The 17,438-nt window shown below is 64.5% G+C and carries 16 protein-coding genes; 7 read left to right on the forward strand and 9 right to left on the reverse strand.

Annotated features, from left to right (window positions below; translation table 11 throughout):
* Window positions 1-67: 67 nt before the first annotated feature.
* The 3 genes from PAQ31011_RS07910 to PAQ31011_RS07920 all read right to left on the reverse strand — a co-directional run bounded on the left by PAQ31011_RS07910 (window position 68) and on the right by PAQ31011_RS07920 (window position 4,892).
* Window positions 68-778, reverse strand: a complete 711-nt coding sequence (locus PAQ31011_RS07910; RefSeq protein ID WP_150575807.1) for an MgtC/SapB family protein — start codon at window positions 776-778, stop codon at window positions 68-70.
* A 253-nt stretch (window positions 779-1,031) separates the two neighbouring features.
* The gene (gene metH, locus PAQ31011_RS07915; protein ID WP_150575808.1) at window positions 1,032-3,737 is read right to left on the reverse strand and encodes a methionine synthase; all 2,706 of its coding nucleotides are present in this window, start codon (window positions 3,735-3,737) and stop codon (window positions 1,032-1,034) included.
* Between the two features lie 54 nt (window positions 3,738-3,791).
* Window positions 3,792-4,892, reverse strand: a complete 1,101-nt coding sequence (locus tag PAQ31011_RS07920) for a homocysteine S-methyltransferase family protein (RefSeq protein WP_150575301.1) — start codon at window positions 4,890-4,892, stop codon at window positions 3,792-3,794.
* Window positions 4,893-5,047: 155 nt separating this feature from the next.
* On the opposite strand from PAQ31011_RS07920, the gene PAQ31011_RS07925 reads away from it, so the two are divergent.
* Window positions 5,048-5,440, forward strand: coding sequence for a rhodanese-like domain-containing protein (locus PAQ31011_RS07925; protein ID WP_150575302.1), 393 nt, complete (start codon window positions 5,048-5,050; stop codon window positions 5,438-5,440).
* Between the two features lie 168 nt (window positions 5,441-5,608).
* Here the strand turns inward: PAQ31011_RS07925 and PAQ31011_RS07930 are convergent, their stop codons facing one another.
* The 4 genes from PAQ31011_RS07930 to PAQ31011_RS07945 form a co-directional block, all read right to left on the reverse strand.
* Entirely contained in the window at window positions 5,609-5,866 is a 258-nt protein-coding gene (locus PAQ31011_RS07930; protein ID WP_039395232.1) for a BTH_I0359 family protein, read from the reverse strand.
* 195 nt (window positions 5,867-6,061) lie between these two features.
* Window positions 6,062-6,856, reverse strand: a complete 795-nt coding sequence (gene pcaD / locus PAQ31011_RS07935) for a 3-oxoadipate enol-lactonase (protein WP_150575303.1) — start codon at window positions 6,854-6,856, stop codon at window positions 6,062-6,064.
* 288 nt (window positions 6,857-7,144) lie between these two features.
* Complete coding sequence (locus PAQ31011_RS07940; RefSeq protein WP_150575304.1) at window positions 7,145-8,230, reverse strand: DUF3108 domain-containing protein; 1,086 nt, start codon at window positions 8,228-8,230, stop codon at window positions 7,145-7,147.
* A 177-nt stretch (window positions 8,231-8,407) separates the two neighbouring features.
* Window positions 8,408-9,289 carry an IclR family transcriptional regulator gene (locus tag PAQ31011_RS07945; protein ID WP_150575305.1) on the reverse strand — a complete coding sequence of 294 codons (882 nt, stop codon included), beginning with the start codon at window positions 9,287-9,289 and terminating at the stop codon, window positions 8,408-8,410.
* Window positions 9,290-9,476: 187 nt separating this feature from the next.
* Between PAQ31011_RS07945 and PAQ31011_RS07950 the strand changes: the two genes are divergently transcribed.
* From PAQ31011_RS07950 to PAQ31011_RS07975, 6 genes are all read left to right on the forward strand, one after another.
* Window positions 9,477-10,463: a fumarylacetoacetate hydrolase family protein gene (locus tag PAQ31011_RS07950; RefSeq protein WP_150575306.1), complete on the forward strand. Its 987-nt coding sequence runs from the start codon at window positions 9,477-9,479 to the stop codon at window positions 10,461-10,463.
* Between the two features lie 293 nt (window positions 10,464-10,756).
* Window positions 10,757-11,908 carry an ABC transporter substrate-binding protein gene (locus PAQ31011_RS07955; protein WP_150575307.1) on the forward strand — a complete coding sequence of 384 codons (1,152 nt, stop codon included), beginning with the start codon at window positions 10,757-10,759 and terminating at the stop codon, window positions 11,906-11,908.
* 134 nt (window positions 11,909-12,042) lie between these two features.
* Entirely contained in the window at window positions 12,043-12,864 is an 822-nt protein-coding gene (locus tag PAQ31011_RS07960; protein ID WP_150575308.1) for an enoyl-CoA hydratase/isomerase family protein, read from the forward strand.
* 87 nt (window positions 12,865-12,951) lie between these two features.
* Window positions 12,952-13,959, forward strand: a complete 1,008-nt coding sequence (locus PAQ31011_RS07965; protein WP_150575309.1) for a PhaM family polyhydroxyalkanoate granule multifunctional regulatory protein — start codon at window positions 12,952-12,954, stop codon at window positions 13,957-13,959.
* Window positions 13,960-14,038: 79 nt separating this feature from the next.
* Window positions 14,039-15,325: a patatin-like phospholipase family protein gene (locus PAQ31011_RS07970; protein ID WP_150575310.1), complete on the forward strand. Its 1,287-nt coding sequence runs from the start codon at window positions 14,039-14,041 to the stop codon at window positions 15,323-15,325.
* Between the two features lie 50 nt (window positions 15,326-15,375).
* Window positions 15,376-16,242 (forward strand): AraC family transcriptional regulator, encoded by an 867-nt coding sequence (locus PAQ31011_RS07975; RefSeq protein WP_150575311.1) that lies wholly within the window; start codon window positions 15,376-15,378, stop codon window positions 16,240-16,242.
* Between the two features lie 16 nt (window positions 16,243-16,258).
* Here PAQ31011_RS07975 and PAQ31011_RS07980 read toward each other — a convergent pair whose 3' ends face one another.
* The gene (locus PAQ31011_RS07980; protein WP_150575312.1) at window positions 16,259-16,846 is read right to left on the reverse strand and encodes a LysE family translocator; all 588 of its coding nucleotides are present in this window, start codon (window positions 16,844-16,846) and stop codon (window positions 16,259-16,261) included.
* Between the two features lie 128 nt (window positions 16,847-16,974).
* Entirely contained in the window at window positions 16,975-17,427 is a 453-nt protein-coding gene (locus tag PAQ31011_RS07985) for a nuclear transport factor 2 family protein (RefSeq protein WP_150575313.1), read from the reverse strand.
* Window positions 17,428-17,438 lie beyond the last annotated feature (11 nt).

The following is a 17,438-nucleotide window of genomic DNA, read 5'->3' on the forward strand; positions in this document are numbered from 1 at the left end:
TCGGCTTTTTCCTAGGCGATTTCCCACGCATATGCACGGGAAACGGCCCATCGAATTCACTTGTTAGTTAGTCATCCGAACGGCTTGACCAGAACACCTGATTCACGCCCGGCAGCGTTTCGAGATGGTCGGTGAGCGCATCGAGTTCGCCCGCTTTGACGGCCGTCGGCAGCAGCAGCGCTTCGATTTCGACTTCCGCTTCGCCGAACGGATGGATGTCGAGCGCGCGCACCGGATAGTTCGACGCTTCGAGCCACGCCTCCACCTTGTCGAGCACTTCACGCTGCGTAGTGCGGGCGCAGATGACGGACAACGCATACGAGGCTTCCGACGTCGCCTCGTTGATCGGCGCGCGGTTGATGCGGTTCACGACGGGGCGCAGCAACGTATTGGCGGCCAACACGAAGAACGCCACGACGACCGCTTCGACGATCAGACTCGCCCCGGCTGCGGCCCCCACGGCGGCCGAGCCCCACAGCGTGGCGGCGGTGTTCAGGCCGCGCACCGATGCGCCGTCCTTCATGATCGCGCCCGCGCCGAGGAAGCCGACGCCCGACACCACGTACGCAATCACACGCGTGTCGCCCGGCATGAGCCGCATCGACAGATCGACGAAGGCCGCCGCACCGACGGCCACGAGCACGTTGGTACGCAAACCCGCCGTGCGTTGGCGCACTTGCCGTTCCACGCCGATGATCGTGCCGAGCACGAACGCGACGAACAGCGAGATGAGCGTGTTGAGCAGCGGGAGGAGCTGAAAATTCTGGATGCTGTGCAGTGCTTGCATGGAACGTCTCGACTTGAGGCGGCTGACATGGGCGGATGCAACGGGCCAGGCGGGCATGTTGCGCCGCCGCATTATGGCATCGGGTTCTGACGGACGGAAGTCATCCCGCCGGAACGGCGTTCGGATATCGCATGGCGAAACATGGGTAGGTACGGCTGGTGGGACGGGGACGGCAGGACGGGCGGCGGCAGGACCGGCCATCGGACGTCTCGTTCGACGATGGCCGGTCTTTATGACAACGTTGTTACGACAGTTGCGGTGCCAGCAGGCGTCGCGCCGTCGCTTCGTCCACACCGGTACGCTCCATGAAGTCCTCGACCTGATCGGGGCTGATCTTGCCGACGCTGAAGTACGTGCTGTCCGGATGCGACAGATAGAAGCCCGAGACGCTGGCCGCAGGCAGCATGGCGAGCGATTCCGTCACGCTCATGCCGATTTCATGCGCTTGCAGATAGTGGAACATCGGACCCTTGACCGAGTGCTCGGGGCAGGCCGGATAGCCCGGTGCAGGGCGAATGCCGACGTACTGTTCCTTGATGAGCGCATCGTTGTCGAGCTGTTCGTCGCTCACGTAGCCCCAGAAGTCGCGGCGCACACGCGCGTGCATGCATTCGGCGAACGCTTCGGCCAGACGGTCGGCCAGCGCCTTGAGCATGATCGCGCTGTAGTCGTCGTGCGTGGCGAGGAAACCGGCTTCCTTGGCGTCCACACCGAGGCCCGCCGTCACGGCAAACACACCGATGTAGTCGGCTACGCCGCTGTCCTTCGGGGCGACGAAGTCGGCGAGCGAGCGGTTCGGACGACGCACGCCGTCGACCACCGGACGTTCCGTCTGCTGACGCAGGTTGTGCCACGTGAACGCCACTTCCGAGCGTGACTCGTCCGTGTAGATCTCGATGTCGTCGTCGTTCACGACGTTTGCGGGCAGCATCGCGATCACACCGTTGGCGGTCAGCCAGCGGCCCTTGATCAGGCGATCGAGCATCTCTTTACCATCGGCGAACACGCGTGTTGCCGACTCGCCGACGATTTCGTCCTTGAGAATCGCGGGGTACGGACCGGCGAGATCCCACGTCTGGAAGAACGGACCCCAGTCGATGAATTCGGCCAGCTCGGCCAGATCGTAGTTCTTGAACACGCGGCGGCCGATGAACTTCGGCTTCGGCGGCACGTAGCTCGACCAGTCGATCTTGTACTTGTTCTCGCGCGCGGTCGCGAGCGACACCATCGGCGTGGCCTTGCGGTTCGCATGCTGCTGGCGCACGCGTTCGTAATCCGTCTTCACGTCGGCGAGATAGCGCTCAGCGGCTTCGTCGGAGAGCAGGTTCGACGCCACGGACACAGAGCGCGATGCGTCCGGCACGTAGATCACCGGGCCTTCGTAGTTCGGAGCGATCTTCACGGCCGTGTGCACGCGCGAGGTCGTGGCACCGCCGATGAGCAGCGGAATGTTGCGCAGACGGAAGTAATCGTCGCGCTGCATTTCTGCGGCGACGTAAGCCATTTCTTCGAGGCTCGGCGTGATCAGGCCCGACAGGCCGATGATGTCCGCGCCTTCCTCCTTCGCCTTCGCGAGGATTTCGGCGCACGGCACCATCACCCCCATGTTGACGACTTCGAAGTTATTGCACTGAAGCACCACGGTGACGATGTTCTTGCCGATATCGTGCACGTCGCCCTTGACCGTGGCGATCACGATCTTGCCTTTGGAGCGGACGTCTTCGCCGGCGGCGGCCATGCGGGCCTTTTCTTCTTCGATGAACGGCACCAGATGCGCCACGGCCTGCTTCATCACGCGCGCGCTCTTCACGACCTGCGGCAGGAACATCTTGCCTGCGCCGAACAGATCGCCCACGACGTTCATGCCGTCCATGAGCGGGCCTTCGATGACCTGAATCGGACGACCGCCCGCGTCGGCGATCTTCTGACGCACTTCCTCGGTGTCTTCGACGATGAAGGTCGTAATGCCGTGCACCAGCGCGTGGGCGAGGCGTGCCTCGACCGGCTGATTGCGCCACTCCAGATTCTCTTCGCGTTTGGCCGCGCCGCCCTTGAAGCGATCGGCGATTTCCAGCAGACGCTCGGTGCTGTCGTCGCGACGGTTGAGCACCACGTCTTCCACGCGCTCGCGCAGCTCGGGATCGAGGTTCTCGTACACGCCGAGCTGACCGGCGTTCACGATACCCATGTCCATGCCCGCCTGAATCGCGTGGTACAGGAACACGGTGTGAATTGCTTCACGCACGAGGTCGTTGCCGCGGAACGAGAACGAGACGTTCGACACGCCGCCGCTGATCTTCGCACCGGGCAGGTGCTCCTTGATCCAGCGTGTGGCGTTGATGAAGTCGACCGCGTAGTTGTTGTGTTCTTCGATGCCGGTCGCGACCGCGAAGATGTTCGGGTCGAAGATGATGTCTTCGGGCGGGAAGCCCACTTCGTCGACCAGCACGCGATAGCTGCGCTGGCAGATTTCTGTCTTGCGGGCGTAGGTGTCGGCCTGACCCTGCTCGTCGAACGCCATCACGACGGCGGCAGCACCGTAGCGGCGAATGCGCTTCGCGTGGTGCACGAACGCTTCGTGGCCTTCCTTTAGCGAGATCGAGTTGACGATGGCCTTGCCCTGCACGCACTTCAGACCCGCTTCGATCACTTCCCACTTCGACGAGTCGATCATGATCGGCACGCGCGCGATATCCGGCTCGGACGCGATCAGGTTCATGAAGCGAACCATCGCGGCCTTGGAATCGAGCATGGCCTCGTCCATGTTGATGTCGATGACCTGCGCGCCGTTCTCGACCTGCTGGCGGGCGACCGCGAGCGCTTCGTCGAACTGGCCGTTCAGAATCATGCGCGCGAACGCTTTCGAACCGGTGACGTTGGTGCGCTCACCGACGTTCACGAAAAGCGTGCCCTCGCCGATGTTGAAAGGCTCAAGGCCGGACAGGCGCATCGGCGGGACCGGCGCATTGAGAGACGTTTGGCTCATGGGGCAATCCGTTCTGTATTAGATGTTCGCGTCGGCGTCGATGGCGCTGCTGGCTTCAGCGCGGTACTGCGAGGGCCAGCGGCGCGGCTTGACGTCCGACAGTGCGCGCGCGATCTCGGCGATGTGCTCCGGCGTCGTGCCGCAGCAGCCACCCGCCAGATTCACCAGACCCGCCTGCGCGAACTCCCGCAGCAGGCCGGACGTGACGTCGGGCGTCTCGTCGAAGCCCGTGTCGCTCATCGGGTTGGGCAGCCCGGCGTTCGGGTAGACCGACACGTAGGTGTTGCACAGCTTGGCCAGCTCGGCGATGTACGGACGCATGAGCGTCGCGCCGAGCGCGCAGTTCAGGCCGAACGTGAGCGGGCGGGCGTGACGCAGCGAGTTCCAGAAGGCCTCGACCGTCTGGCCGGACAGAATGCGCCCGGAGGCGTCCGTCACGGTGCCGGAGATCATGATCGGCAGAATCTCGCCGGTGTCCTCGAACAGTTCGTCGATGGCGAAGAGCGCGGCCTTGGCATTGAGCGTGTCGAAGATGGTTTCGACGAGGAACAGATCCACGCCGCCTTCCATCAGCGACTTCGCCTGTGCGTAGTACGCGTCGCGCAGCTGGTCGAAGTCGACGTTGCGCGCGCCGGGGTCGTTCACGTCCGGGCTGATGCTCGCGGTCTTGGGCGTCGGGCCGATGGCACCGGCGGCGAAGCGAGGCTTGTCCGGCGTGCTGTACGCCGCGCAGGCTTCGCGGGCGAGACGTGCCGACTCGCGGTTCATCTCGTCGGCCAGGTCTTCCATGTGGTAGTCGCCCTGCGCGATCGTCGTCGCCCCGAAGGTGTTCGTCTCGAGGATGTCGGCACCGGCGGCCAGATACTTGCCGTGGATTTCGCTGATGACGTCCGGGCGCGTGAGCGAGAGCAGCTCGTTGTTGCCCTTCACGTCGTGCGCGAAGTCGGCAAAACGCTCGCCACGGTACTGCGCTTCGTTCAGCTTGTACTGCTGAATCATCGTCCCCATGGCGCCGTCCAGAATCAGGATGCGTTTCTCGAGCAGCGCGGGCAGCGCCTGACCGCGCGTGTATTGCAGTGCTGATCGTGCGATCGAGGCGGGTGGGGTTGCGGTGGTCATGACGGACGTCGCCCTGGAGTGGCCGGAAAACCTATAATTGTAATGGTTTTCGCGCTCACCGCTGCGCGCCGCCGCCTGATGGGCGGGGCTGCCCGGCTTGCCCGCGACCTATTGCGACTTTTCCGCCAACTTCTTGCCAGTGTTTGCCCAACGACATGGAATTCCTGCTCCCGAGCGCCGCTCACAAGTTCCTGCAAGCCAACGCCAACGCGCTGTTCGTCGATTGCCGCAGTGAAATCGAGCATCTGTTCGTGGGGCACCCGGTGGGGGCGATCCACGTGGCCTGGAACGACGGACCGGACTGGGAAGTCAACCCGCACTTCGTGCAGAGCGTGCGCAAGCTGGCCGGGGCGGGCGGTGAGCGCCCGGTGCTGCTGATCTGCCGCAGCGGCAACCGCAGCACGGCAGCCGGCGAGGCGCTGGAAGCGGCGGGCTTCCTGAACGTCTACGGCGTCTTGCACGGCTTCGAGGGCGATCTGGACGCCTCGCATCACCGCAATGCCGTGAACGGCTGGCGGTTCGACGGGTTGCCGTGGCAGCAGTGCTGAGCAGGAAGTCGGGACGAAGCGCCGACCATCGACCGGCCGGGAAGGCGGGAGGACGGGGGCGGAAGGCAAACCCTGACATCGCGTCAGGGGTGTGCCGGGTTCTCGCACCATGAAAAAACCCTCGCCATGGCGAGGGTTTTTCGTGGGTACTACCGAATGGAGTCGGTATCAGTGGAGCACAACCGGGTTCGTCATGAAGGTGTCGAACTGGCCGAGGAATTCGTCGACTTCGTCCTCGGAAGGTTCGCTGGCGATCAACTTCTGCACTTCTTCACGGAATTGCCGGGCAAGCGAGCCGTCGAGGAAAATCTCGCGGCCGGCGGATTTGTCCACGATTTCATAACCGCCGGCGGACAGCGAGTGATTGCCGTTATCCGCGGCAAACTCAACGACACAGTAGTTCGGGCTGTTGTAAATCATGAGCATGGCAACTCTCCTGGTGTTCCTGCATGGTCCTGAGTAACCCACATAGGGGCGACGCGGCGCGATTTCAAGAGGCAACGCCCCATGATTCGCTTATCGGCACACCGGCTGACGAATTCAATGGTTTTGGCCCTCCTTTTGTAAAGGTCACGCTACAAGTCCTGCAAGCACCCCTGCAAGTCGTTCTTTTTGCAGGGTTCAAACGTTAGATGCGGCCCCGAGCAAAAACGTTGCAAGGGCATTCGTTACGAACTGTTTCTGTTCGACGATCGACAGATGGGCCGCGTCCGGCACGATCGCCAACTGCGCGCCTGCAATGCCGTTGGCGATCCGGCGGGCCACGGCGGGCGGCGTCGACGGGTCGTTTTCCCCGACCAGCACCAGCGTCGGCACGTCGATCTCGGACAGGCGCGCCCGGACGTCGAACGCCGCGAGTGCCTCGCAGGACGCCGCAAACCCCTCCGGGGCGGCATGCGCGACGAGGGCGCGGATGCGCTCGGCCTGTGCCGGGTGATGTTTGCGAAAGTGCGCTCCAAGCCAGCGTTCGAGCGTACCCGCCGCGAGATCCTTCATACCGTGCGCGCGAGCCGTCGCTGCGCGCTCCAGAAACGTCCTGGCATCGGCATCGTCGTAACCGGCCGTGGTATCGATCAGCGTCAGGCTTGCGATGCGCTCGGGGGCGTCCAGCGCCACTTGCTGCGCCACCGCGCCCCCCATCGAGATGCCGACGAAATGCGTCGACGGGATCTCCAGCGAGTTGAGCAGGGCGGTCGCGTCGGCAGCCAGTTGCTCGATGGAGTACGGGCCGTGCGTGATATCGCTGCGGCCGTGACCACGGCTGTCGTATCGGAGTACCCGGAAGTGGGCCGTCAGTTCGGGGACCAGATCGTCCCAGACGGTGAGATCTGCACCCAATGGGTGCGCCAGCGTGAGCCACGGACCGTGGCCATCTACCGCGTAATGAATCGATGCTCCGTTGGCACTGACTTTCATGGGCGGCCCCCTGGGTTCGTCGATGCGTTGCGAGGTGATGTCGATGGGCGTCGATGCACTGGGATGCTTCTGATTATGTCAGGAACATCGGGACTTTGCAGACCGTTTCGTCGTAGTTGGGCAACACTTCGCCGCCCACCCGCATAGCGCCTGCATCACTCAAAATTCTAAGGAATTTTGCGTCGGTTTTCGAGACGGAAAACCCTGTGTCGTGAGGGGTTTAGTACGGCGGCATACAGCGCGTCGAACGCGTTCGAGGCGTGTCGCCGGTTTGGACTCAGTGCTTCCTCACGGGGCCGACTTCTCCGTGAAGATCAGCTCGAACTCGTTGCCGGACGGCTCCGTCTGCTTCACGCGCACCGGCAGCCAGTCGAGCGATGGCGCGAGCCAGATATCCACGCGCCGCTCGTCCCCCGCCTTACGTGGCAGACGTGTGAAGTGGCGCGTCTCGACGTAACCGTTGCGCGTGGCCATCGTCTCGCTACCCACGTACTGCACCGGCCACACCTCGCTGCTATCCGTGTCGACCACGGTGAACTCGTGCGTCACGCCGACCTGAGTGTAGCGCTCGGGATTGCCCCGCGCGTAGCTCGCCAGTTGCATCATCACGCTGAACCGGTCCTGAGCGCCGGGCGCAAGCGGCACCGACTGGCCCGAGCGGGAGAAGTGCAGCGTGGGCGTGGCGTCACGATGGAAATCGGTGATGTACTCCGCGCGACGCCCGCGTTTTTCCACATAACGGGACGGCGCGATGCCGTTCGCGTCGTAACCGCCTTCGCTGATGAACTCGAAGGTGCCGAAGAAGATGATGGGCACAGCCACGCGCAGCGTGTAATGCCCGTTCTCGTTGACCCAGTGGAGCTGTCCCGTCTGGTTGCGCACGCCGTTCATGAGCGCGTCGTAGGTCAGCGTGACGGAGGGCGGTGGATCGAACTTGTCGCCGTTCGCCGCGGCGGCCGTGAGCGGCACACCGGGTGCGGCCGCGGCGTCCGACGCCTTCGCGCCGGGCGTGTTGCCTTCGCCTGCCACCGTCTCCGACGCGGCCACTGGGCCTGGCGTATCCGTGGCGACCGGCGCGGCGAGCGTGTCGGGCGGCGCAGGGGCGGGCGGACGTGGTTTTACGACCGGCTTGGGTTTGGGCGGCGGCGGTTCAGGCGGTTCAGGGGGCGCGACCGGTTTGAGCGGGATCAGGGTGATCGGAATGCTGGGGATCGGCGTGTCGTCGAGCTTCGTGCGATGGACGGCGACCCAAAACGCGATGAGGATGTGTACGACGAACACTGCCATGAGCACGGCGGCCCACAGCCCCCAGCGTCTGCGCGGTCGTCCGGTGCCTGACGGCCCGGCAGGCGTGTGCTCGACGACGTCAGTCATGCCCGAGGCCTCCGACGTATCGGGGGCGGCAGGCATGTCGGGCGTCGCTTGAGGAGGCGTACCAGCGGGCGGCAAAGACACGAGATGAAATCGATCGGAACGTCAGAAGCTCAGGATCTCATATTGCAATGAACTGAGTTCGACAGTCCCTGTTTTCTGTCGTTCATCCCCCAACTTTCAGCGTTTCCCCCCGGGGGCCTGCGCGTGCCCGAGGTCGGCGGAAAGGTTCTGGGCGAGCGTGCGCAAGGCCGTGTCGATGGGACCGCCCCAGCGCGCGTCGAAGCGACTCTCGGGGCCGAGTGCCATGAGACCCATCACGAGTTGCCCTGTCGCGTCGAACACCGGCATGCAGAACGCGTTGACGGACGGCAGGACCGTGCCTTCGACGCGTGCCGCCCGATGCGCGCGCACATCGTCGAGCACCGCTTCGTACTCCGCGCGCGTCGCGGGCAGATGATGGCGCGACGCATGCTGCAAGTCGGCGAGGGCGGCGTCGATCAGCGGGGCGGTCTGACGCTCGGGCAGATAGGCGGCGAAGAGCCGACCGGCAGCCGATTCGAGCATGGGCATCACGTCGCCCAGACGCAGCGGCACACGCATCGGAAACGTCGATTCGAGCCAGTGCACCACGGTCGGTCCCTGATTGCCCCAGACGGCCAATCCCACGGTCTGATCGATGGCGTCGCGCAGTTCCGACATGGCGAAGCGCGCGGCCTTGAAGGCGTCGATGCGCGCGAGGTGCGCGAGGCCCATGCGCAGCGTGAAGGGGCCGAGGTCGTAACGTCCGCTGACCGGGTCCTGCACGATGAGTCCGAGCCGTTGGAAGCTCACGAGATAACGGTGCGCTTTGGCGGGGTTCATGCCGGCCGCGTGCGCGAGGTCGCGCAGCATCATGGCATTCGACGCTTCGGTGAGGACTTCGATCAGACGGAAGCCCACTTCGATGGACTGGATGCCCGAGCGGGTCTTCTCCTCGTCGGGGGCTGCGTTGCCGCTGTCCTTCTCGCTTTCGCGCTCGATCTCGCTGTCACTCTGGTTGTGATGTTCAGGCGCTGTCATGTGTCTCTTGAATAGTTGTCATGGCCGCTTGCCGGGGCGCTGCTCGACCCGTGCCCGGTCGATGCCCTCAGGTAGAATCGTCGGCGTCAAGCGCCATTCTATCGGGCCAAAATCGCCAGGCCTCAAATTGGAATCCGCTTAGTCCGAATCCGCTAAAACTGCTGAAACTGCCTGCAGACGCCATCACATGAAACTCGCTACCCGTAAGGATGGCACGCGCGACGGTCAACTGATCGTCGTCGCGCGTGACCTGTCGACCGCCTGCATTGCCGACGCCATCGCCCCAACGCTGCAACGCGTGCTCGACGACTGGACGTTCTACGCCCCGCAACTGCATTCGCTGTACACCGAACTCAACCACGGCCGTGCGCGCAACACCTTCGCGTTCGACCCGGCCGAGTGCATGGCGCCGTTGCCGCGCGCGTATCAATGGGCCGACGGCTCGGCGTATGTGAACCACGTCGAACTCGTGCGTAAGGCGCGGGGCGCTGAAATGCCGCCGGAATTCTGGACCGACCCTCTGATGTATCAGGGCGGCAGCGACGACTTCATCGGGCCGACGGACGACATCGTCTGCGCCTCGGAAGACTTCGGCATCGACTTCGAAGCCGAGATCGCCGTGGTGACGTCGGACGTGCCGATGGGCGCGAGCCCGGCGCGCGCGCTCGAAGGCGTGCGTCTGCTCATGCTGGTCAACGACGTGAGCCTGCGCAACCTGATCCCGGCCGAACTTGCCAAGGGCTTCGGCTTCTTCCAGAGCAAGCCGGCCAGCGCGTTCTCGCCGGTCGCCATCACGCCCGACGAACTGGGTGATGCCTGGCGCGACGGTCGTGTGCATCGTCCGCTGACGGTGAAGTGGAACGACAAGAAGTTCGGCGCACCGGAGTGTGGCGAAGACATGGTGTTCGACTTCGGTCAGCTGGTTGCGCACGTATGCAAGACGCGTAACGCGCGCGCCGGGACCATCGTCGGTTCGGGCACGATCTCGAACAAGGATCGCAGCCGTGGGAGCGCGTGCATTGCCGAGAAGCGCATGCTGGAGACCATCGAGAAGGGGGCACCCGAGACCGCATTCATGCGCTACGGCGACCGTGTGCGCATCGAGATGTTCGACGCGCAGGGCAAGACGATCTTCGGCGCCATCGATCAGTCTGTGGCACCGCTGGACGAGTAATCGTAGTCCGAACGGTACAGTCGGCGGGTACAGCCAACCGCGTGGACGGGAAAAGTGAAGATGGCTGCGAGCCATATCCGGCGTGACTTCACGGGGTGTCGGACGATACGTCCATAGGGTGAACCCGGATATGGCGGGGAATTCCGCCTCCGCTATTCTTTGTCTCCTTGAGTCGGTGCGCACGCCTGGCAGGTTCGCGCACCGGCCGTTACTTTCGCCGGCGCGGCGCGAGGTGCCCGTCCCGGGGCATCCGTGTTCTAAAAATCAAGCGCGGGCCAGACCAGGAGAATTCCATGCGAAACCCCGTGCGCACTGCCCTGCTGGGTGCGATGTTGCTGGCGTTGGCCGGCGGCGCTGCCGCTCAGGTCAAGATTGGTGTGAACATCTCGCTCACCGGCCCGGCGGCCTCACTCGGCCTGCCTGCGCGCGACACCGTCGCCATGCTGCCGAAGGAAATCGGCGGACAGAAGGTCGACTGGATCGTGCTGGACGACGCGTCCGACACCACGACCGCCGTTCAGAACACCAAGAAGCTCATCTCCGAAAATCACGTCGACGCCATCATCGGCTCGTCGATCACGCCGAACACCCTGGCGATGCTCGACGTCATCGCCTCGGGCACCACGCCGACGATCTCGCTCGCTTCGTCCGCTCGCATCATCGAGCCGGTCGATGCCAAGCGCTACTGGATGTTCAAGACGCCGCAGACCGACGCGCAGATGGCCTCGGCGATTGCCGAGCATGCGAGCCGTCATGGCGTGAAGACGATGGCCTTCATCGGTCAGGGCGATGCACTGGGCGAAGCCTTCTATGAAGAAGTCGCCAAGTTCGCCGGCCTGCACAAGATCAAGATGGTCGCGAGCGAGCGCTTCGCTCGCACGGATCCGAGCGTCACCGGCCAGATCCTGAAGATCATGGCGACCAACCCCGACGCCGTCGTCGTGGGTGCCGCCGGTACCCCGGCAGCGCTCCCGCCGAAGGCACTCGCCGAGCGTGGCTACAAGGGCCTCGTGTATCACAACCACGGCGTGGGCAATAACGACTTCCTGCGCGTGTGCGGCAAGGACTGCAACAACACGTACCTGCCGGCCAGCCCGGTGCTCGTGGCGGCGCAGCTGCCGAACGACCATCCGGCCAAGGCGGTCGCGCTCGACTACATCAAGAAGTTCGACGCCAAGTACGGCGCGGGCAAGGTGGCGGCCTTCGGCTCGTATGCCTGGGACGCTGGCATTCTGCTTGAGCGTGCGATTCCGATTGCGCTGAAGACGGCCAAGCCGGGCACGCCGGAATTCCGCAAGGCGCTGCGCGATGCGCTGGAAACGACCAAGGACGTCCACGTCTCGAACGGCATCACGAACATGAGCCCGACCGATCACCTCGGCCTCGACCAGCGCGCTCGCGTGATGGTCAAGATCGACAACGGCAAGTGGGTGATCGCCCCGTAATTGCAAAGACATCCGAATGCGGGGCCACGCATGAGTCCCGCATCAACCTGTTGACCGTCGGCGGCGCTGGCATGTCCGGTGCCGCTGTTTCCCATCCCCGCCTATGCGGGGATATTTTTTTGGAGCGGTAATCCATGTCGCAAGACCCGTATCAACACTACCAGTCGCTGCAATTCAAGCGGCATCCGAACGGCGTGCTCGAACTCATCATGGGGGCCGGGGCGAACAAGAGCGGTCTGTCGACGGCCGACCATCGCATGCATCAGGAACTGGCCGACGTGTGGCGCGACATCGACCGTGATCCCGAAACGCGTGCTGTTGTGATCCGTGGCGAAGGCAAGGGCTTTTCCGGCGGCGGCGATCTGTCGCTTGTCGAAGACATGGCGGACGACTTCGCCGTGCGGGCGCGGGTGTGGCGTGAGGCGCGCGACCTCGTCTACAACGTGATCAATTGCAGCAAGCCCATTGTCTCCGCGATGCATGGCCCGGCGGTCGGTGCGGGGCTGGTCGCGGGCTTGCTCGCCGATATCTCGATTGCCGCGAAGACGGCGCGCATCATCGACGGACATACACGTCTGGGCGTGGCGGCGGGCGACCATGCCGCCATCGTCTGGCCGCTGCTGTGCGGTATGGCGAAGGCGAAGTACTACCTGCTGCTGTGCGAACCGGTGACCGGCGAGGAGGCCGAGCGTATCGGACTCGTGTCGCTCACCGTGGACGAGGCGGACCTGTTGCCGAAGGCGTTCGAAGTGGCCGACAAGCTCGCGCGCGGCTCCAGCACGGCGATTCGCTGGACGAAATACGCCCTCAACAACTGGCTGCGCAGTGCGGGACCGGCGTTCGACGCGTCGCTGGCGCTCGAATTCATGGGATTCTCCGGACCGGACGTGCGCGAAGGGCTGGCGTCGCTGCGGGATCGCCGCGCGCCGGACTTCGGCGGCGACGCGCCGTTTTGACACACCGCTGGCGCAAGCTCGGCGTATGATCGATAGCCATACGCCCTGTGTGCTTCACCTGCCGTTCGTGCCCGACTGGAGACTGTAATGAGCGATTCGACGAGTGCCATGCCTAACGGCTTCGACATTCTCAAGAAGATGTGGGAGGCGTTCAGTCCGCCCGCGACATTCACCTCGCCGCTGACGCAGTTGATGCAAAGCGCCGCGCCGTTGCTCGATCCCAACGAAATCGAAAATCGCATCGCCGAGATGCGTGCGGTGGAACAGTGGCTCACGCTCAATCTGAACGTGCTGCGCTCGACGATTCAGGCCTTCGAAGTGCAGCGCGCCACGTATGCGACGCTGCGCGCGTTCGGCACGGGCAGCTTTAGTGCGACGGGCACGACGGACAGCGGCGCCGCCGACACCGGCGCATCCCCGTTCGGACAGGCGGCCGCCGCCAACCTCTGGCGCTCGCCGTTTGCGGCTGCCGAGCCGGCGCAGGACGTCGAACCGGAACCGCAGGCGAGTGCGCCAGAACCTGAGCCGCAAGTCGAGCCGGAGGCTGCACCTGAGTCCAGTTCAGAAAATGACGCCGGTGCGTCGGCGTCGCCGTTTGGGCAGGCGAGCAGCGCCTACGGCGCGCTGGACCCGTCGATGTGGTTCAACGCCATGCGTGCGCAGTTCGATCAGATCGCCGCTGCTGCGCAGGCGGCAGGCGTTTCGGCTGCACAGATGACCGAAGCTGCGGCGGCGCAAATGTCCGACGCGGCAGCCAAGGCGACGAAGGCTACGGCGGGCTCGGCGGGCACGAAGGCGTCGGGCGCGGCGAAGGACGCAGCGAAGGCGTCGGGCACGTCAGGCACGGCGACCAAGCGCGCCGCGCCGGGAACGAAGACGGCGGCCAAGACGGCAACCAAACGCGCGCCGGCCAGCAAGAAGACGCCTGCTAAATCCGCTGCGGCGAAGACGTCGGCCAAGACATCCGCCAAAACATCCGCGAAATCTACGGGGCGCACGTTGTCGGCAAAGGCCGAGGGCGACACCCCGGCGCAGGTTTCGGCCAAGGGCCGTGCATCGGGCAGCACCGGGAAACAATCCGCCTGGAAGTGGTAGGGCGCGCGACTTCGGTCGCAGGCTCGGACGGCTGACGGCGGGGGAAGAATAACGACAGCGAAGGCAGAGGAGGCCCCCCATGATCTCAGGCGAACGTACCGGTCTCGTCCTGATGGGCGGAGGCGCACGCGCCGCGTATCAGGTCGGCGTGCTCGCGGCGATTGCTGCGATACAACGCGAGGTCCTGCCGTCGCGGCGGGCGATCCCGTTTCCGATTGTCTGCGGGACGTCGGCGGGCGCAATCAACGCCGCAGCACTCGCTTCGCATGCAGACGATTTCCAGCACGGCGTCATGAAACTCGACGCCGTCTGGCGTCAGTTCCACGCAGGTCAGGTGTTTCGCGCGGATTCGCTGGGCATGGCGGGCACGGGGGCGCGTTGGCTCGCCGCCATCTCCCTCGGCTGGGCGCTGCGCCGCTCGCCGCGCTCGCTGTTCGACTGGTCGCCGCTGGCCGACATGCTGCGCCAGGCCATTCGTCTCGACCGTTTGCCGGACGTCTTCGCCTCCGGAGCGCTCGAAGCCCTGTCGGTCACTGCGCTGTCGTACTCCTCGGGCAAACACGTCACCTTTTATCAAAGCGCCGAGCCGATTCAGGCGTGGAAGCGCTCGTTACGGCTCGCACGCGCCGTGCCGCTGACGGTCGAGCACCTGCTCGCGTCGAGCGCGATCCCGTTCCTCTTTCCGGCCATCGAACTCGATCTCGACGGCCAGCCCGAGTACTTCGGCGACGGGTCGATGCGTCAGATTGCGCCGCTCAGTCCGCCGATTCACCTGGGGGCCTCGCGCGTGCTGATCATCGGGGCGTCGCACGGACAGTACGGACTCGATAGCAGTGGCGAGCGTATCGGCGGTTATCCGAGCCTTGCGCAGATCGGCGGGCAGGCGCTGGCGAGCGTGTTCATCGACGGATTGTCGGCGGATCTGGAGCGTCTGCAACACATCAACAACGTGCTGCGCTACGTGCCGGAGGCGCAGCGCGAATCGAGCGGATGGCGTCCCATCGAGACGCTGCTGATTTCGCCGAGTCAGCGTCTGGAGCCGATTGCGGCGCGGCATCTGAAACAACTGCCGCGGGCGGTTCGCACGATGCTGGGCGCGATCGGTGCGGATGCCGAGCGCGGTGCGGCGTTTGCGAGTTACTTGCTGTTCGAGTCGTCCTACACGCAGGAGTTGATTGCGCTTGGCGAAGCGGATGCGTACGCGCAGCGCGACGCGATTGCCGCGTGGCTCGTGGCCGAAGCCGATGGCACGAGCCCGCTCGACGACGTCGAGGCGGGTGCGGTCGGCGGTGCCGAGCCACCGGCCAATTCGCCGCTGTCGATCGATCCCGACACCGTGGCGGATACCGGGAAGCCTGCGGCATGAGGTCCGGGGCGCAGTACGGCTATCATTGGCGTCTTCACTGAGTCGCGGTTATGTCGAAATCGTCCCGTTCTACTGACGCATGTCCCGCTGTCAAGTGTCCATACCCGTCGACGTTCTGGCGCGACCCGGCGTTGCCGTTTCTCGAAGCGCGCGAAGTGCTCGACGGACGCCGCGTGTGCTACGCGTTGCATAGTCACGAGACGTTCTCCATCGGCGCGGTGACGGGCGGTCGCAGTACCTATCTGAACGGGCACGCACGCGAGACGGTGGGGCGCGGCAGCGTCGTCGTGATGAATCCCGACGCGGTGCACGCCTGTAATCCCATTGGCGACGAAGCCTGGGCCTATCGCATGCTGTTCGTGGACACGGCGTGGTTGCGCGATCTGCAACGCGAGCTGGGGTTCGCGCACGGGCAGGATCTGCATCTTTTCGATCCGATGTCGTCGACCGACGTCGTGCTGTATGACGGACTGAACCGGCTTTACGACGTTTGCACCGATGCGTCGCGCGATCGACTGGAGCGCGAGAGCGTCGTGCAGCAGTTCTTCATCGATGTGCACGAGCGGTTGAATCCCGCGCCGAAGCCGATGCGCGACGACTCGCACAAGCTGCACGCCGCCGCCGACTTCATTCGCGCGCATTGCTGCGAAGCGCTGACGCTCGCGCAGATAAGCGAGGCGGCGGGCTTGTCGGCGTCGTATCTCACGCGGGCATTCCGTGCGCAGTTCGGCCTCACGCCGCACGCGTTTCTGATGAACCAGCGCATTCAGTATGCGCGGGCGCGTCTGCGGCGCGGCCACGCCATCGCTGAAGTCGCGCTTGATGCCGGTTTTGCCGATCAGGCGCATTTCCAGCGGACCTTCAAGCAGTTCCTCGCCGCGACACCCGGGCACTATCGCGAGCCGCGTGTGGCCTGAGCGTCATCCCACGGCATCATCCCGCCGCGACCAGATACGCCGCACTTCCCGCCAGCAGCACGGCCATCACGCGATTGAGACGTCGCACTCGCTTCGGATCTCGCATGTGATGCCGCAGCATCGCGCCCGCCGCCGCCCAGCATCCGACCGACAACCAGCACACGACGAAGTAGATCGCGGCGAATTGCCAGATGCGTGTAGGGTCGCCGCCCGTGTAAGCGCCCATGCCCGCGAGTGCCGCAAGCCACGCCTTCGGGTTGAGCCACTGCATGACAGCGCCGTGCGACAGGGTCGGGCCGCGTTGTGTGTCGGGGTCGCCGAGTTCGCCGTTGTCGACGGCGAGTTTGTACGCCATGTACAGCAGGAAAGCCACGCCGAACCATTGGATCGCGTGCAGGAGCACCGGCAAGCGCTGCAGTAGTTCGTACACGCCGAAACCCACGGCGACGAGCAGCGCAACGAAGCCGACGGTCGCACCCGTCACGTGACGCAGGCTCGGCATCAGCCCGTAGCGCGCGCCCGAGCCGAGCGCCACGACGTTGACGGGGCCGGGCGTGATGGAGGCCGCCAGCGCGAACGCGGCCATCGAATAGAAGACGGTCATCGGAATCCTCATGGCAAACGAGTGCACAAATCACGTCCGCCAGATGACGGCGCGTGTGAGGTTCCGACTGTAGGTGGGGGCTTGCGCGGTGTATTGAAGAAAACTGCTCTTTGCCGGGCGATGGCGGCTCAAAGAAACATGCGTTCGCGCAGCCAACGTATCAGTCGTCCCACAAAGGGGAGCTTCAGATAGACGTCTTCAGTCGCATCCCAATAGTCGCGCTGGTAGGCGACGCGACCGTCGAGTGCGAGCCGAAGATGCGACGCGCCATGGATGACCTGTTCGTCGTCGAGCCAGCGTTTGGCGTGAAAGTGGAGGTTCCAGACGAGTAACGCCTGATTGTGCTGAAGCAACTGCGCCGTCACTTCGAAGCGAGGCACGTCGAGGCGCTCGAACAGATGCGTGAGGAGCGAGGCAACCTCGGCGGCGCTGCGCACTTCGTGCAGCGGTGTCTTGACGTAGACGTTGGGGGTGTAGAACTCCCCCAGATTCCCGACGCTCTGGCGAGTCAACGTCTCGAAGTAGTGGGTCAGGCGCGTGAGTGCGGCGGCGTGATCGATGTCCATAGGCACGATATGCACGATAAGCACGC

Source organism: Pandoraea aquatica (assembly GCF_902459565.1).
GTDB classification, from domain to species: Bacteria; Pseudomonadota; Gammaproteobacteria; order Burkholderiales; family Burkholderiaceae; genus Pandoraea; species Pandoraea aquatica.

Coding starts and splice junctions, on each gene's coding strand:
- PAQ31011_RS07960 (WP_150575308.1), top strand. CDS start 12,043: ATGTCGCAAGACCCGTATCAACACTACCAGTCGCTGCAATTCAAGCGG.
- PAQ31011_RS07945 (WP_150575305.1), bottom strand. CDS start 9,289: ATGACAGCGCCTGAACATCACAACCAGAGTGACAGCGAGATCGAGCGC.
- PAQ31011_RS07980 (WP_150575312.1), bottom strand. CDS start 16,846: ATGACCGTCTTCTATTCGATGGCCGCGTTCGCGCTGGCGGCCTCCATC.
- PAQ31011_RS07920 (WP_150575301.1), bottom strand. CDS start 4,892: ATGACCACCGCAACCCCACCCGCCTCGATCGCACGATCAGCACTGCAA.
- PAQ31011_RS07955 (WP_150575307.1), top strand. CDS start 10,757: ATGCGAAACCCCGTGCGCACTGCCCTGCTGGGTGCGATGTTGCTGGCG.
- PAQ31011_RS07975 (WP_150575311.1), top strand. CDS start 15,376: ATGTCGAAATCGTCCCGTTCTACTGACGCATGTCCCGCTGTCAAGTGT.
- PAQ31011_RS07940 (WP_150575304.1), bottom strand. CDS start 8,230: ATGACTGACGTCGTCGAGCACACGCCTGCCGGGCCGTCAGGCACCGGA.
- metH (WP_150575808.1), bottom strand. CDS start 3,737: ATGCGCCTGTCCGGCCTTGAGCCTTTCAACATCGGCGAGGGCACGCTT.
- PAQ31011_RS07950 (WP_150575306.1), top strand. CDS start 9,477: ATGAAACTCGCTACCCGTAAGGATGGCACGCGCGACGGTCAACTGATC.
- pcaD (WP_150575303.1), bottom strand. CDS start 6,856: ATGAAAGTCAGTGCCAACGGAGCATCGATTCATTACGCGGTAGATGGC.
- PAQ31011_RS07965 (WP_150575309.1), top strand. CDS start 12,952: ATGAGCGATTCGACGAGTGCCATGCCTAACGGCTTCGACATTCTCAAG.
- PAQ31011_RS07970 (WP_150575310.1), top strand. CDS start 14,039: ATGATCTCAGGCGAACGTACCGGTCTCGTCCTGATGGGCGGAGGCGCA.
- PAQ31011_RS07930 (WP_039395232.1), bottom strand. CDS start 5,866: ATGCTCATGATTTACAACAGCCCGAACTACTGTGTCGTTGAGTTTGCC.
- PAQ31011_RS07925 (WP_150575302.1), top strand. CDS start 5,048: ATGGAATTCCTGCTCCCGAGCGCCGCTCACAAGTTCCTGCAAGCCAAC.